The sequence below is a fragment of the Streptomyces sp. AC512_CC834 genome, assembly GCF_019049325.1.
Taxonomy (GTDB): Bacteria; Actinomycetota; Actinomycetes; order Streptomycetales; family Streptomycetaceae; genus Streptomyces.
Genome location: NZ_JAGMUO010000051.1, coordinates 59,241 through 73,390, shown reverse-complemented (window position 1 = coordinate 73,390; position 14,150 = coordinate 59,241). Strand labels below are relative to the sequence as shown.

Sequence of the window (14,150 nt, the reverse complement as noted above, 5' to 3'; positions counted from 1 at the left end):
TGTGACGAACGCCGCACCGAGATCGTTCCCGCCGGGCACGGGGCGGGGCGTGCGTCCGCCGTTTCACGCGCGGGGCGCCAACGCCTCCCACCGCACCGTCACTTCGCCCTGACGCCATCGCGCCGGCCCGTCCGTCACCGGCCAGTCGGCCGTCAGGTCCCGCACGGCGCGCATCCAGCGCTGGCGGGCGCCGTAGGAGGCGTAGGGCGCGGCGGCGGCCCACGCGCGGTCGAAGTCGCGCAGGAAGGCGTGCACGGGCTCGCCGGGGACATTGCGGTGGATGAGCGCCTTCGGCAGGCGCTCCGCCAGGTCGGAGGGGTGGTCCAGGGAGCCGAGACGGGTCGCGAAGGTGACCGTGCGCGCCCCCTCGGGACCGAGCGCCACCCACACGTGCCGGCGCCCGATCTCGTCACAGGTGCCCTCGACGAGAAGCCCGCCCCGCGAGTGCTCCGACGCCGGCGCGAGCCGCGCGCACAGCCGCTGCCAGACGGCGGCGACCTCGCCCTCGTCGTACTGGCGCAGCACGTTCGCCGCGCGGATCAGCAGCGGGGGCCGGGAGACGGGGACCTCGAAGCCGCCGTGCCGGAAGACGAGCCCCTCGCGCGCGTACGGCTGGGCCGCCGCCACCCGGGCCGGGTCGATCTCGACGCCCACCACGCGCGCGTGCGGCGCGACCGTGCGCAGGCGCCGCAGCAGCTCCACGGCCGTCCAGGGGGCCGCGCCGTAGCCGAGGTCGACGGCGACGGGATTGACGGCGGCGGGATTGGCAGCGGCGGGATCGGCGGCGAGGGAATCGGTGGCGGCAAGATCGGTGGTGGCGGGACGGGCGGCGCGGCGCAGTTCGGCGCCGTGCGTGGCCGCGATCCAGCGGTCCATGCGACGCAGCCGGTTCGGATTCGTCGTCCCGCGCGTGACCGTGCCCACGGGGCGGGTGGCGGTGGCGCGGGGTGGCATGCCTACGAGGGTATGCGGCCGCCGAGCCGGGGGTGGCCGCGTACGCGGGAGGGCGGGCCCGTGCCGACGGGGCGGCGCCGTACGCGACGGGGGTGGCGTCGTGTGCGGCAGGCACGGCCGCGTACGCGGGAGGGCGGGCCCGTGCCGACGGGGCGGCGCCGTACGCGACGGGGGTGGCGTCGTGTGCGGCAGGCACGGCCGCGTACGCGGGAGGGCGGGCCCGTGCCGACGGGGGCGGCGCTGTACGCGACGGGGGCGGCGCCGTACGCGGCAAGGCCTCGAACGGTTGAGCGATCGGCGGTAATGATTCGGCAAAGGTCGGAAAATCGGAATGGAGCACCGCCCATCCGGTGTTCCCACCCCTTGGAGGGCGACGCGTGTCCTCCGCCCGGCATGCCCGCAGCGAGGAGGAGTGGCTCGTGAGCCAGTACGTCAGCAGGCTCGGGCGTCGCTCACCGGCGGCTTCGCCGCGGCTCAGGCTGCTGCGCAGGCCCCGCCGTGTCGCCATGCTCTCCGTGCACACCTCGCCGCTCCATCAGCCCGGCACCGGCGACGCCGGCGGCATGAACGTCTACATCGTGGAACTCGCGCAGCGCCTCGCCGAGATCAACATCGAGGTCGAGATCTTCACGCGCGCGACCACCGCCGTCGTGCCGCCCGCCGTCGAACTGGCCCCCGGCGTCCTCGTCCGGCACGTCGATGCGGGCCCGTACGAGGGACTGGCCAAGGAGGACCTGCCCGCCCAGCTCTGCGCCTTCACCCACGGCGTCATGCAGGCCTGGGCAGGCCACCGCCCCGGCCACTACGACCTCGTGCACTCCCACTACTGGCTCTCCGGCCACGTCGGCTGGCTCGCCGCCCAGCGCTGGGGCGCCCCCCTCGTGCACGCCATGCACACCATGGCCAAGGTCAAGAACGCCAACCTGGCCGACGGCGACACCCCCGAACCGGCCGCCCGCGTCATCGGCGAGACCCAGATCGTCGCCGCCTCCGACCGGCTCATCGCCAACACCGCCGAGGAGGCCGACGAACTGGTCCGGCACTACGCCGCGGACCCCTCCAGGGTCGCCGTCGTCCACCCCGGCGTGAACCTCGACCGGTTCCGCCCCTTCCCCAGGGGCGTCGTTCCAGGACCGGGACAGCATGGGAACGCCCGCGCCGCCGCCCGCGCCCGCCTCGGCCTGCCCCAGGACGCGCTGATCCCGCTCTTCGCCGGCCGCATACAGCCCCTCAAGGCCCCGGACATCCTGCTGCGCGCCGTCGCCGTACTCCTCGACGAGTGTCCCGAGCTGCGCTCCCGCATCGTCGTCCCCGTCGTCGGCGGCCCCAGCGGCAGCGGCCTCGCCAAGCCGGAGGGCCTGCAGAAACTCGCCGCGCGGCTCGGCATCGCCGACGTCGTACGCTTCCGCCCGCCCGTCGGGCAGGAGCAGCTCGCCGACTGGTTCCGGGCCGCGTCCGTGCTGGTCATGCCGTCCTACAGCGAGTCCTTCGGCCTGGTCGCCATAGAGGCCCAGGCGGCCGGTACGCCGGTCCTCGCCGCCTCGGTCGGCGGGCTCCCGGTCGCCGTGCGCGACGGACACACCGGCCGCCTCGTCGACGGCCACGATCCCGCCGCGTACGCGCGCGTGCTGCGCGATTTCGCCGACAACCCCGAGCTGACGCCCCGCATGGGCGACGCCGCCGCCCGGCACGCCCAGTCCTTCGGCTGGGACAGCGCCGCCGCGACCACGGCCGACGTCTACACGGCCGCGATCCAGGCCCACCGCCGTCGCGTACGCTCGCACCATGGCTGAGGCACCACAGAAGGCGGCACAGGTCCTCGAGAGCGCCCTCAAGGACGCCGAACTGGAGTGGGAGAGCCCCGAGCCGGGCAACTACGTCGTCAAGCTCCCCGGCACCCGCAAGCTGTCCACGACGGTCTCCCTCCTCCTCGGCCGGCACTCCCTCTCCCTCAACGCCTTCGTCGTCCGCCACCCCGACGAGAACGAACCGGCCGTCCACCGCTGGCTGCTGGAGCGCAACCTCAGGCTCTACGGCGTCGGTTACGCCGTCGACCGCCTCGGCGACATCTACGTCACCGCGAAACTCCCCCTGGCCACCGTCACTCCCGACGAGATCGACCGCCTCCTCGGCCAGGTCCTCGAGGCAGCCGACGGCGCCTTCAACACCCTGCTGGAGCTGGGCTTCGCGTCCGCCATCCGCAAGGAGTACGAGTGGCGGACCGCGCGCGGCGAGTCGACGCGGAACCTTCAGGCGTTCCAGCACCTGATCGAACGCACGGAGAACGCCCGGGACTGAGAGCCCTCAGGATCCGGTGCCGCCGCTGGTGCGGTAACGCCCCGGCGTGACCCCCACCAACCGCTTGAAGTGCCGGTTCAGATGGGCCTGGTCGTAGAAACCGGTCGCGCCGGCCACGTCCGCCGGGGCGTGTCCGGCGAGCAGCAGCCGCCGCGCCCGGTCGACCCGCCGCGACATCAGGTACTGGTGCGGTGCGATGCCGTAGGCGCCGCTGAACGCCCGTACCAGATGGGCCGGATGGGCGGGCACGAGCGCGGCCGCCTCCTCCAGTCCGATCCCGGCGACGACCCGCTCGTCGAGCAGCTCCCGCAGCCGCCGCGCGAGCACGGGATCCCGGCGCACGCCGTTCGGGTCGTCGTCCCCGGGCCGCAGATGCTCGTGCAGCCGCTCACCGATCAGCGTCAGCCGGCTCTCCGCCTCCAGCTCGTCACCGGGCAGCGCGAGCGCGGCGTGAAGCTGCCCGACCCGCCGCCGCAGCACCGGATCACGCAGGTCGGGGGCGTCGACGGCCGGCCCGATCAGCTCGTCGCCCAGCCGCGAGGCGTCCAGGTACAGGACGCGCTTGCGGAAGCCGTCCGGGGTCGCGGGCGAGCCGTTGTGCGGCACGTGCGGCGGCAGCAGCGACACCGTGTCGTGCGGCGTACCGTGCTCGTGCCGGTCCAGGTCGTACCGCACGGCCCCGTCGTCGACGATGAGCAGCGTCCACGCGTCATGGACGTGCATCGGATAGGCGTACTGCGTGTAGTGGGCGTGGAAGACCTCGACGACGCCCGGGACGCGGGGTCGCCAGGCGGACACGCTCCGCTGGTCCCTCCGCCGGCCGGCCATGCAAAAAACGTACAAGACGCGGCGGGGTGCGGGTCGGCAGTCTCACTGTATGAGCACGCACGAAGCAGCCCCCGAGGCTCCCGAGACCGAGGCCCCCATCCGCTTCGACACCAAGATCGCCGTACTGCTGCGCGAGGACCTGGAGACCTGGCAGCGCCTCAACGTCACGGCCTTCCTGGTCAGCGGCCTGGGCAAGGAGTTCCCCGAGGTGATCGGGGAGCCGTACGAGGACGCGGACGCCGTCGGCTACCTGCCGATGTTCCGGCAGCCGGTGCTGGTCTTCGAGGGCACGAAGGAGACGCTGACGACCGCCCACGCGCGCGTACTGTCCCGCGCCCTGCCCCGCGCCCTCTTCACCTCCGACCTCTTCGCCACGGGCAACGACCGCGACAACCGGGCGGCCGTACGGGCGGTGCCCACGGCGGAGCTGGACCTGGTGGGCCTCGCGGTGTACGGCCCGAAGAACGCGGTGGACAAGGTGCTGAAGGGCGCGCGGATGCACCCGTGAGCCGAGGCCGGAGGCGGCAGGTCAGGCGGCGCTGACCTTGGACTTCGCGGGCGCGGGCGTCCCGGAGGCGCCCGAGGCCACCTCATCCTCGTCCTCCGCCTCGTCCGTCGGCAGCCCCCGCATGAGCCCCCAGTACCCTGCCGCCGCCACCGTGCCGACGACCGCGCAGATGCCCCACAACCACTCGGCGCCCCAGCGGTCGATGACGAAACCGGACATCAGCGGGGCGACGAGGGAGGCGACCGCCCAGGACATCGTGTACATGCCCTGGTAGCGCCCGCGCCCGCGCACGGGGGAGAGGCGGACGACGATCCCGGTCTGGGTCGGCGCGTTGACGATCTCGGCGAGCGTCCACACGCACACGGTCAGCGCGAACACCGCGACCGACCCGGCGAAGGCGGTGAGCCCGAAGCCGTACCCGGCCAGCAGCGCCGAGCCGACGAGCAGCAGCCGCGGATCGCGGTGCTCGATGAACCGCGTGACGGGAATCTGGAGCACGACGATCAGCACACCGTTGACGGCGATCGCCATGCCGAAGTCGGCGGGCGTGAACCCGGCCTCGCCCATGGCCACCGGCAGCCCCACGTAGGCCTGCTGAAAGATCAGCGCGATGAGGAAGGACAGCCCGACGACACCCATGTACCGCCCGTCGCGCAGCACGGTCCCGAGCGAGACGGGCGTCGCGTCCCCGGCGCCGGACCCGCCGGAGGCGTCCTCGTCCGGCCGGGACTCGGGCAGCTTCACGAAGACGAGGACGGCGCAGATCAGCGTCATCCCGGCCTCGATCATGAACCCGGCGAGATAACTGAACTCGGCGATGAACCCGGCCCCCATGGAGGAGATCGCGAAGCCGAGGTTGATCGCCCAGTAGTTGAGCGAGAACGCCCGGATACGGTCCTCGGGCCGCACGATATCCGCCATCATCGCCTGCACCGCCGGCCGGGAGGCGTTGCTCGCCATGCCGACCAGGAACGCGACGGCGGCGATGGCCACTGGGTCCCGCATGAAGCCGAGCAGCGCGACCGACAGCGCGGTGGAGGTCTGCGCGACGAGCAGCGTGGGCCGCCGCCCGAGCCGGTCGGTCATCACCCCGGCGCCCAGCGAGGACACGACCCCGCCGAGCCCGTGCAGGGCGGCGACCAGACCGGCGTACGAGGCGGAGTAGCCGCGGTCGATGGTCAGGTACAGCGCCATGAAGGTGGCGACGAAGGCACCGAGCCGGTTGACCAGGGTGCTGGTCCACAGCCACCAGAACTCGCGGGGGAGCCCGGAGACGGTCTCCCGTCCGGCACGTCTCAGACCGGCGACTGACATGGGACCCCCGTTGAGCAGACGTACATATGTAAGCGGCGAATGCGGCAGACACAACTTACGAAGGCGGGCCCCGTCTCGGCCACTCGATTAACACTTCTCGTCAACCGTCCGCCCACCGTCCGCCCACCGGGCGCCCGCGCGGGGGATCGCGGGCTTGGATTACGCTCGGAGCCATGGCCGACGCACCGTACAAGCTGATCCTCCTCCGCCACGGCGAGAGCGAGTGGAACGAGAAGAACCTGTTCACCGGCTGGGTGGACGTCAACCTCACTCCGAAGGGCGAGAAGGAGGCGACGCGCGGCGGCGAGCTGCTCAAGGACGCCGGCCTGCTGCCCGACGTGCTCCACACGTCCGTCCAGAAGCGCGCGATCCGCACGGCCCAGCTAGCGCTGGAGGCCGCCGACCGCCACTGGATCCCGGTCCACCGCCACTGGCGCCTGAACGAACGCCACTACGGCGCCCTCCAGGGCAAGGACAAGGCGCAGACCCTCGCGGAGTTCGGCGAGGAGCAGTTCATGCTGTGGCGCCGCTCCTACGACACCCCGCCGCCCGCGCTGGACCGCGACGCCGAGTACTCGCAGTTCTCCGACCCGCGTTACGCGACCCTCCCGCCGGAGCTGCGCCCGCAGACGGAGTGCCTCAAGGACGTCGTCGTCCGGATGCTCCCGTACTGGTTCGACGCCATCGTCCCCGACCTCCTCACCGGCCGCACGGTCCTCGTCGCCGCCCACGGCAACTCGCTGCGCGCCCTCGTCAAGCACCTCGACGGCGTCTCCGACGCCGACATCGCGGGCCTCAACATCCCGACCGGCATCCCGCTGTCCTACGAACTCGACGCCGAGTTCAAGCCGGTGAACCCCGGCGGGACGTACCTGGACCCGGACGCGGCCGCGGCTGCGATCGAGGCCGTGAAGAACCAGGGCAAGAAGAAGTAGAGAACGTGATCATGCCCCTGAGCTGCGCATACGGCGCGACTCAGGGGCATTTTCATGGTCTGGAACCTCCCTGGAACCTCAGCCCTTGTGTCCTTGAGGCCGGAGAGCCTGCCCGAGAGCCTTCCGGGCCCGCTCCCGGCTGCTCGGCATGAGGTGCGCGTACACCTTCAGCGTTAGCCCCGGGTCCGAGTGTCCGAGATACTCAGCGAGCGCCTTGATGCTCTCTCCGGCGTCCAGGAGCACGGACGCGTAGAAGTGCCGTAGCGCGTGCATGCCGTGCTCGCGGGCGGCGGCGTGCTCGCGGCTCTTGGCCTTCGGGATGACACCCGCCTTGGCGAGAGCGGGCTTCCAGTGGTCTTCGTTCAGCGACGTACGCCATACGTGCCCGCCGTTGGGGCCCGTGAAGATGAGCCGCCGCGTCACCGGCCGGCCGTTCGCTCGCATCCACGGGAGCTTGATCTCCACAGGCGGGAACCGCGTGATGTGCTCCTGCAGAGCCTCTGCCACGGGGTCGGGCAGCGGCACGTCACGGAGCTTTCCGCCCTTCGGGGGCGCGAACACTGCCTTGCTCAGGCTCAGCTTGAGTTGCTGCACCACGTGCAGGGTCCCGCTGTCGAAGTCGATGTCGTCGACAGAGAGTCCAAGGATCTCCCCTTGCCGCAGGCCGCATCCTGCGCCCACGTCGACCATCGGTCGGAAGCGGTCGACCATGGCGGCGTGCATGGCGAAGACGCGCTCAGGCTCCCAGGGGACGACGCGTCGCGCACCGATGGCCGGCGGGGTCACTGTGTGCGAGTTGCAGGGGTTCCGGCGTAGGCATCCGTCCTCTACGGCGGCCGACAGCACGGCACGGACGTTGGAGAAGATGACGCGCGCGTACGCGCCGGACATGCCGGACGCTTCGAGTTGCGTCACGAACTCCCGGATGTGGCTCGGCTGGAACGATCCGAGCTGACGTGCCCCAATGCGGGGGAAGGCGTGCAGCTTGAGCTGAGACTCCATCGACGCGCGTGTGTTGGGATCGCCGCTCTGGCTCGTGAGCCACTTCTCCGCGAACTCCTGGAACGTCGTACGGGACGCGTTGGGGTCGATGAAGTCGCCGCGGGCCACGTCCGCTTGCATGGCGCTCAGCCACTGCTCGGCGAGGCGCTTCTGTCCGTCGGGGAAGGACTTGTTCCTTCGCTTGCCATCGGGCGTGAGGTAGCGGGCTTGGTAGCGCATCCCCGTGCCGTAACGGTCGGTCTTGACGCGGGCGGTCTTGCCGTCGGCGTCGGTGGTGGTCTTGATCCAGCGGTCGAAGATGTGGCCAGCCATGAGGGCTGTCTCCTTCGGTTGGTAGCAGGGAGCGGGAGGGCCAAGGCGCGGCGCTCCGGCCGGATTTGGCGCGTGTTGGGCCTGGCCCGCTACTTGCTACGGGCCTGTTCACTGGGGGTGTGGGTTGCTAGCGGGGTTGCTACCGGTAGCGGGTGCGGGTGCTACCGGTAGCAGCCCTCCGGCGGGTCTCAGGGAGGCGGGGACAGGGGGTGTCGGGTGGCTTCCTGAGGGGGGTTTCGGGGGTGCCGGGGGTGTGCCTCCCTGCCTCCCTGAGGGGGTGTCTGTGCTGGTCAGGTGGAGGGAGCCGAGGCAGGGAGGCGGTCAGGGAGTCCTCCCTGCCTCCCTGGCCCGTCGGTGGTGCGCTCCCTGCCGGTTGAGCGGGTCAGGCGGCGTCGTCGAGGGCGGTCTGCTCGGTCACCCAGGCGCGGACGGCGGTCGGGTCGTAGCGGACGTGCTTGCCGACGCGGAAGCCGGGCGGTCCGATGCGCTTGCGGCGCCACTGGTAGACGGTTTCGACGCTCGGGAGGCTGAACATGGTGACGAGGTCTTCGGGGGTGAGGTAGCGGTCCGGGAGGCCGCCGCGCAGGGTGGCGCGGGCGTCGGTCGGCTCATTGGGTGGCATGGCGGTGGTGACTCCTCGTGTCCGTCGGGCGGTGCGTGGGAGTGGTGCCGGTCGCCGTCCTGGAGAGTTGCTGTATTTCAGCGTCCGCAGCGTCCCAGCGTCCGCACGGCCGCATTGGGGCAGGCCAGCGGGGGTGCGGGGTGTGGACGCTGGTGCGGACGCTGTGGACGCTGGACGGCTGTAGCGTCCGCAGTGCTGGACGTGTCCGGGCCGCTGGTGTGCGGCCCGGCCCGGCGGTGTTCCGGCTACGTCAGGACTGGTCAGGCAGGGTTCTGCCCTGCCCCGTGGGGGCCACCTCCGGCCACAGAGAGCCTTGGTCGGGTGCGGACGCTGACGGGTCGTCGTCGGGTGCGCGGGAGAGGATCAGCAGCTTGTGCCGGTGCCGGTCGCGGCTACGCTGCGTGTCGTCCACCGTGATGCCGATGGACCGCAGCAGCGGAGCGAGCCGCTTGACGCGTCCGCCGGCACGGGTGGCGTCCTTGGGCCAGGTCGGCGGCCGGACCGGGCCCGGCACGGGCAGCGCTTCGAGCAACTGCGCGGCGGTGCCCTGCCAGGTGCCCGCCTGGTCGACCAGGGCGGCGATGGCCATGGCGAACGGGTCGCCTTCCATCGCGTCCGTGGCGACGTTCGCCGACGTGGCGAGGTAGTCGTCCAGTGTGCGCCAGCCCTGCGTCTGGTCGACGGCCGCGAGGACGCGGGCGAAGTCGGCCATGCGCGGCATGGACTGAAGCCGCACCGACGGGAGCACGGCGAGCGCGCACGCCAGCACGTCGAACAGGGCGGCGAGCACGGCCGGACGGTCCACCGCGAAGGTGGCGTCCAGCTCTTCCTCGGAGCGGCGCCGGTGGGAGTCGATGAGCTGCAAGTCCAGCAGCAGCACGCGTTCGGCCAGGTCCCCCGCGAGAGCTCCCGCGTCGATCGTGGTCATGGCGAGCACCCGCTTGAAGGTGAGGACCACCACGTCGTCGTCGGTGTACAGGGCACGGTCGACCACGCCGTCACCGGTCACCGCCTTGCACAGGGTGTCCGACAGCCACGGGGCGATCGCGCTCACGTTGTCCAGGCACAGGGCCCACGAGCTGAACGCCTGCCGGGACCACGCCTTCTCGTCCCGCGGCTTGCTCCGCTTGGAGGCCGGGGACGGATCGATGAGGTTGATGAACATCTGTGCGGCCTTGGACTTGCCCGTGCCCTGCTCGCCCTTGCACACGAGGGCCGGGTGCGGGATGTCGGGAATCCAGGCCGCCACGAGCCACGCAACGAGCTGGTGGAACGCGGATTCGTCCATGTTCAGCAGTGCGTGCAGCTTGGCCAGGCCGTCACCGTCCAGCACCGGCGGGGGCATGGGGGCCATGGCACCGGAGCGGCGGAAGAGCACCGGCGAGCGGTCAACGACCTGCCAGCCGAGACCGGAGACCACGACCGCGCGGCCGTCGGCGCTGCCGAGGTCGACCACGCTCGCGCCGTCCGGTGCCTGCCCTACGCGCAGGTTCACCGGTACGGGGTCGTGGTCTTCCGCGATGCCTTCCAGCACGGTCATGGCGTCCGCGAGCGCGGACTGTGAGGCCACCTCCCCGGGGTAGGCGTCCGCGAACCGTCGGGCCAGACGCTGACGCAGGCCCGCCTTGCCCCGCAGCGGCACGGCGAGGTTCGCCCCGTCCAGGGCTACCGCGTAGGGGCGGCCGTCGGTGGACATCACGAACCGGTACGCCTCGCGCGCCATGGCCACGATCCGCGCGGCGGCCGGCGGCTGCTTGCCGCCCTCACCGCCGCCGCCGGGCGGGACCGGCCGACGGGTGTTCACGGTCCCGCCGCCGGTGTTCACGCGGTCGGGGGTCGTGTTCACGGGGCGGGTCGATTCGTTCATCTGAGTGTTCACCTCGTTCACGCGGACACTGCCTCTCCGGTCGGGCCTGCGCACGCCCGCACCGGTCGGGGTGCGCGCAGGCAGTCGGGCCGTCCGGCCCGCTGGACGGGGTGGTGCGGGGTCGATTCGTGCAGGTGGGGGGTCGACCGTGCGCCGGTCGCATCGGCCGTCAGTCGGGGCGTGACGCCGGGTGTGACGCGGGCCGTCACGCTGGCCAACGCCGTCTCGTGAACGTGCGCGAGTCGGGCCAACAGCGGCCAGTCGACCGGACGGACGACCGGCCGGGTCGGGTCGACCCACGCCAGCAGAACCAGGGCGAGCGACAGCGGCAGCCGGTCGGCCTTGCGGCGGTTGCAGTCGACGCACGCCAGCACCAGCGAGGTGACCGACCACGTCCGCCACAGCGACTGAGGCGCGATGTGATCGAGGGTGGCCTGACGCAGGTCGGCGAACGGGCAGCGGCAGTAGGCACAGCGCTGCCCGTGACGGCGCGCGAGCTGCTCCTTGCGCACGCGCCGCGTCGCGGAGTTGACCGGGCGGAGGCGACTCATGCCGCCTGCTCCATGTCGTCGGCCGTGAGCGAGCGCAGCGCCGTGGCGCAGGCACCCAGCACCGGAAGCACCTGGTAGCGCGGAACGTCCAGCCGCCGGGCCACCTCCGTGATGCTCAGCCCCTGCCCCACGTGCATCAGCAGGGCCCGGCGGGAGGTCTCATCCATGCGCAGCAGGGCCGCACGCTGCGCCGCGCTCATACGGGCCAGCTCCGTGCGCTCCCACGCGTGCAGCGACTCCACCGGCACCGGGTCCGCCGACAGTCCCGGGTTGTCGATCTGGATCAGCAGCAGCGCCGTTTCCACGAGCCGGTTGGCGGTCGGGTAGCTGGCCCCGAGACGTTCGGCCAGCCGCCGCATGGGCAGGCCCTCCAGGCGCAGCAGCAGGGCCGCCCGCTCACGCTCCGGGAGCGCGGACACCATCGTGTCGAGGTAGGCGGGCAACGTCGTGCGGGCACAGCCCTCGGGCAGCACCGGGCACAGGGTGTTGCAGGTCGACGGGTCCGTCCAGTCCACGAGGTACTCCGAGGTCGACCCACGGCGGAAGTACTGGTGAACCTCGGTCTTGACGCGACCGAACAGGAAGATCCGACGCTCATCCGCGCTCAGCTCATCGGCCGCCATGAGCGGCTTGGTGGTCTCCCTGGCCACGGCCACCCAGACGTCCTGCGCGATGTCGTCGGCCAGCCCGACGGCCCGGTCACGGTCCATGCCGTGGTTCATCAGCTTGCGGGCCGCGTAGCTCTCCAGACGGCCCCCGCCGAACTCCTCGTACAGGCCGGCCAGGCGCTCCGTCTGCTTGGGCGTGAGAGGGATGATCTCGCCCCGGTCCAGCCTCCGCCCACCGGGGCCGTTGCCCCGAGACGCGGTTGCCTTGATCCGACCTTCTGTCTTGGTTCCAGGCATGATGGATGTGCCCCTTCGAGGGTCAGGGAGCGGCTATCTGCTTGGCGGTAGGGAGCCGCTCCTTGCTTTGCCCTGGCGGATGACCAGGGCTTTTCTTGGTTCAGTGCACGCCGGGCAGGCGGTCTCCGTTCGATCCATCCGACCGGCGGGCACATCCCTAAGGTTCCCTAGGGCACCCTAGGGTGTCAAGGGGTACAGTAGGGATGTCGTCCACTGAGACAAGGGAGCTGACGAGATGTCGGAGCAGGCCGACAATCGAGCGCCGTACGCGCAGATTGCCGCCCACTACGCGGAACTGATCACGTCTGGTGAGCTACAGCCGGGCTCACTCCTGCCGAGCATCAAGAACCTTGCGCAGGAGTGGAAGGTCAGCTCCGCAACCGCCGAAAAGGCGCTGCGAAAGCTTCGCACTGACGGGCTCGTACGGGGGATCCACGGCATCGGGACAGAGGTTTTGGATCAGCCTTCCCCGATGTCTTCCGGGGCCCAGCGACAGGACCGGGGCCGCCGAAGCGGGTCGAGTTGGGGATCCGGCGAACGGTCCGACTCCCACCAGGCCGCCGTGGTGCCGGCGCCCGCAGATGTGGCGCGAGGCCTGGACATGTCGCCCGGTTCGGATGTGATCAGGCGACGTCGCGTGTATCGCGACCGGCACGGGATTGTTGCGCACTCCACGTCATGGATCCCCGCCCGGTACGGGAAACTGATCCCGGAGTTGCTGAAGAGCGACCGCCTGACCGGCGGGACGTCGCTGCAGCTCATCGCTCGCGCCACCGGCCACCCGATCACTCACCGGATCGATACCGCGTCCGCACGGCGACTGACGTCGGAGGATGCACAACTCTTGGAGTTGAACCCCGCAGAGCCGCCGACAGAGCCGGTGGTCGTGATGACTGCCAAGTTCGTCGACAGCGAAAGCAACGTTGTGGAGTACGGCGTTGACCTCGGAGGGCCTGGCCGAACATGGCGCACCGAATCGGAAGTCTCCTAATGGCAGCGGCCGACAATGCCTCCCAGCCACTCTGTGTCCTGATGGCAGGGCTTCCGGGATCAGGTAAGACGACGCTTTCCCGTGCGCTCACGGCTCGTGGTTTCGTGAGGCTTTGCCCAGACGAGGAGATGTTTCACCGACATGGCGTGTATGGGGTCGATTTCCCTCGAGGGGTCTTCCCGACCCTCGAACGTCCTGTTCTCGAAGAGACCGCCGAAGAACTCCGCGAGCAACTCCGGTCCGGCCACGACGTTGTGGTTGACCACGGGTTTTGGACGCCGGACGACCGCGCTCGTTGGCGGTCAGTCGCGACCGGTGCCGACGCGAGCACGGCGCTCGTCTACCTGGAAGCAAGCCACGAAGAACTCTGGGCCCGCGTGAGCAAGCGCAATGCTCGGCATGCGGCCGATCCGAACTCGATCTACTTCACCGAAAGCGACCTGATTCGCTACCGATCCCGTTTTATACCCCCGGAGCAGGGCGAACCGCACCTTGTGTACAACGGCGACCCCGAGTCGGTGCTGAAAGCGTTGAACGAGGAGGCTCAGCAGAGCAGGGGATAGAAGGAGCGGCCACGCCGCGCCTCCCACTGGCAGCTCGCTTCGCTCGCGCGCGTCAACCGGCCGGACCGCTCGCCGCTCGCGAACAGGCAAGAGGAGCACCCCCGCCGCCGCTGCTCCTCTTGCTTCCGCGCCCCTCGTCACCCACTGAAGAGACCACCCCGCGCGGGGTGGTCTCTTCGTCTTCTGGAGAGGTTAGCGTCCGCAGCGTCCGCAACCCCTCGCCCACTAAGAGCCTCCCTGACCTGCCCAAAGAGGCTCTTAGTAACGCGTGGTGACCGGACGCTGCGGACGCTGGCGGACGCTAAACAGTTTGTTTAGCGTCCACAGGAACGGTGCAGGTCAGAGAGGGTCCGAAAGGTCCGGCGGACGCTGCGGACGCTGTTTTCCCTCAACTCTCTAGGAGAAGAGGATGGGGAGCTCTTCAAGGGAGAGTCGCGTGGTCTGTACGGCCGCCTCCCCACCTGAAGAGCCGTCGTAACCACGCCGGGAGCGGCAGGGGC

General features: G+C 70.8%; 14 protein-coding genes. 6 read left to right on the top strand and 8 right to left on the bottom strand.

What is annotated here, in order from left to right; genetic code table 11:
* Positions 1 to 63: 63 nt before the first annotated feature.
* On the bottom strand, positions 64 to 954 hold the full coding sequence (locus KUM40_RS19335) for a class I SAM-dependent methyltransferase (RefSeq protein ID WP_217167248.1): 891 nt from the start codon (positions 952 to 954) through the stop codon (positions 64 to 66).
* A 419-nt stretch (positions 955 to 1,373) separates the two neighbouring features.
* On the opposite strand from KUM40_RS19335, the gene mshA reads away from it, so the two are divergent.
* Together mshA and KUM40_RS19325 are read left to right on the top strand one after the other, a co-directional pair.
* Positions 1,374 to 2,747 carry a D-inositol-3-phosphate glycosyltransferase gene (gene mshA / locus KUM40_RS19330; protein ID WP_217167247.1) on the top strand — a complete coding sequence of 458 codons (1,374 nt, stop codon included), beginning with the start codon at positions 1,374 to 1,376 and terminating at the stop codon, positions 2,745 to 2,747.
* The gene (locus KUM40_RS19325) at positions 2,740 to 3,252 is read left to right on the top strand and encodes a YbjN domain-containing protein (RefSeq protein WP_217167246.1); all 513 of its coding nucleotides are present in this window, start codon (positions 2,740 to 2,742) and stop codon (positions 3,250 to 3,252) included. Before mshA ends, KUM40_RS19325 begins: the two co-directional genes overlap by 8 nt.
* Positions 3,253 to 3,258: 6 nt before the next feature.
* On the opposite strand, the gene KUM40_RS19320 is transcribed toward KUM40_RS19325, so the two are convergent.
* Complete coding sequence (locus tag KUM40_RS19320; protein ID WP_217167245.1) at positions 3,259 to 4,080, bottom strand: AraC family transcriptional regulator; 822 nt, start codon at positions 4,078 to 4,080, stop codon at positions 3,259 to 3,261.
* A 49-nt stretch (positions 4,081 to 4,129) separates the two neighbouring features.
* Between KUM40_RS19320 and KUM40_RS19315 the strand changes: the two genes are divergently transcribed.
* Positions 4,130 to 4,588 carry a DUF2000 domain-containing protein gene (locus KUM40_RS19315; protein WP_217167244.1) on the top strand — a complete coding sequence of 153 codons (459 nt, stop codon included), beginning with the start codon at positions 4,130 to 4,132 and terminating at the stop codon, positions 4,586 to 4,588.
* A 21-nt stretch (positions 4,589 to 4,609) separates the two neighbouring features.
* Here the strand turns inward: KUM40_RS19315 and KUM40_RS19310 are convergent, their stop codons facing one another.
* Entirely contained in the window at positions 4,610 to 5,902 is a 1,293-nt protein-coding gene (locus KUM40_RS19310; protein ID WP_217167243.1) for an MFS transporter, read from the bottom strand.
* Between the two features lie 173 nt (positions 5,903 to 6,075).
* Between KUM40_RS19310 and KUM40_RS19305 the strand changes: the two genes are divergently transcribed.
* Positions 6,076 to 6,837 (top strand): phosphoglyceromutase, encoded by a 762-nt coding sequence (locus KUM40_RS19305; RefSeq protein WP_217167242.1) that lies wholly within the window; start codon positions 6,076 to 6,078, stop codon positions 6,835 to 6,837.
* A 78-nt stretch (positions 6,838 to 6,915) separates the two neighbouring features.
* Here KUM40_RS19305 and KUM40_RS19300 read toward each other — a convergent pair whose 3' ends face one another.
* The 5 genes from KUM40_RS19300 to KUM40_RS19280 all read right to left on the bottom strand — a co-directional run bounded on the left by KUM40_RS19300 (position 6,916) and on the right by KUM40_RS19280 (position 12,096).
* Positions 6,916 to 8,151, bottom strand: a complete 1,236-nt coding sequence (locus KUM40_RS19300) for a tyrosine-type recombinase/integrase (RefSeq protein ID WP_217167241.1) — start codon at positions 8,149 to 8,151, stop codon at positions 6,916 to 6,918.
* Positions 8,152 to 8,533: 382 nt separating this feature from the next.
* Positions 8,534 to 8,773: a helix-turn-helix domain-containing protein gene (locus KUM40_RS19295; RefSeq protein ID WP_217167240.1), complete on the bottom strand. Its 240-nt coding sequence runs from the start codon at positions 8,771 to 8,773 to the stop codon at positions 8,534 to 8,536.
* Positions 8,774 to 9,023: 250 nt separating this feature from the next.
* Positions 9,024 to 10,640, bottom strand: a complete 1,617-nt coding sequence (locus tag KUM40_RS19290) for an ATP-binding protein (RefSeq protein WP_217167239.1) — start codon at positions 10,638 to 10,640, stop codon at positions 9,024 to 9,026.
* Between the two features lie 17 nt (positions 10,641 to 10,657).
* Positions 10,658 to 11,191 (bottom strand): HNH endonuclease, encoded by a 534-nt coding sequence (locus tag KUM40_RS19285; RefSeq protein ID WP_217167238.1) that lies wholly within the window; start codon positions 11,189 to 11,191, stop codon positions 10,658 to 10,660.
* Entirely contained in the window at positions 11,188 to 12,096 is a 909-nt protein-coding gene (locus KUM40_RS19280) for a sigma factor-like helix-turn-helix DNA-binding protein (protein ID WP_217167237.1), read from the bottom strand. Before KUM40_RS19280 ends, KUM40_RS19285 begins: the two co-directional genes overlap by 4 nt.
* Before the next feature lie 235 nt (positions 12,097 to 12,331).
* Here KUM40_RS19280 and KUM40_RS19275 point away from each other — a divergent pair, with 235 nt between their 5' ends.
* Both KUM40_RS19275 and KUM40_RS19270 read left to right on the top strand, forming a co-directional pair.
* Complete coding sequence (locus tag KUM40_RS19275) at positions 12,332 to 13,087, top strand: GntR family transcriptional regulator (protein ID WP_217167236.1); 756 nt, start codon at positions 12,332 to 12,334, stop codon at positions 13,085 to 13,087.
* On the top strand, positions 13,087 to 13,650 hold the full coding sequence (locus tag KUM40_RS19270; protein WP_217167235.1) for an ATP-binding protein: 564 nt from the start codon (positions 13,087 to 13,089) through the stop codon (positions 13,648 to 13,650). Before KUM40_RS19275 ends, KUM40_RS19270 begins: the two co-directional genes overlap by 1 nt.
* Positions 13,651 to 14,150: the final 500 nt, after the last annotated feature.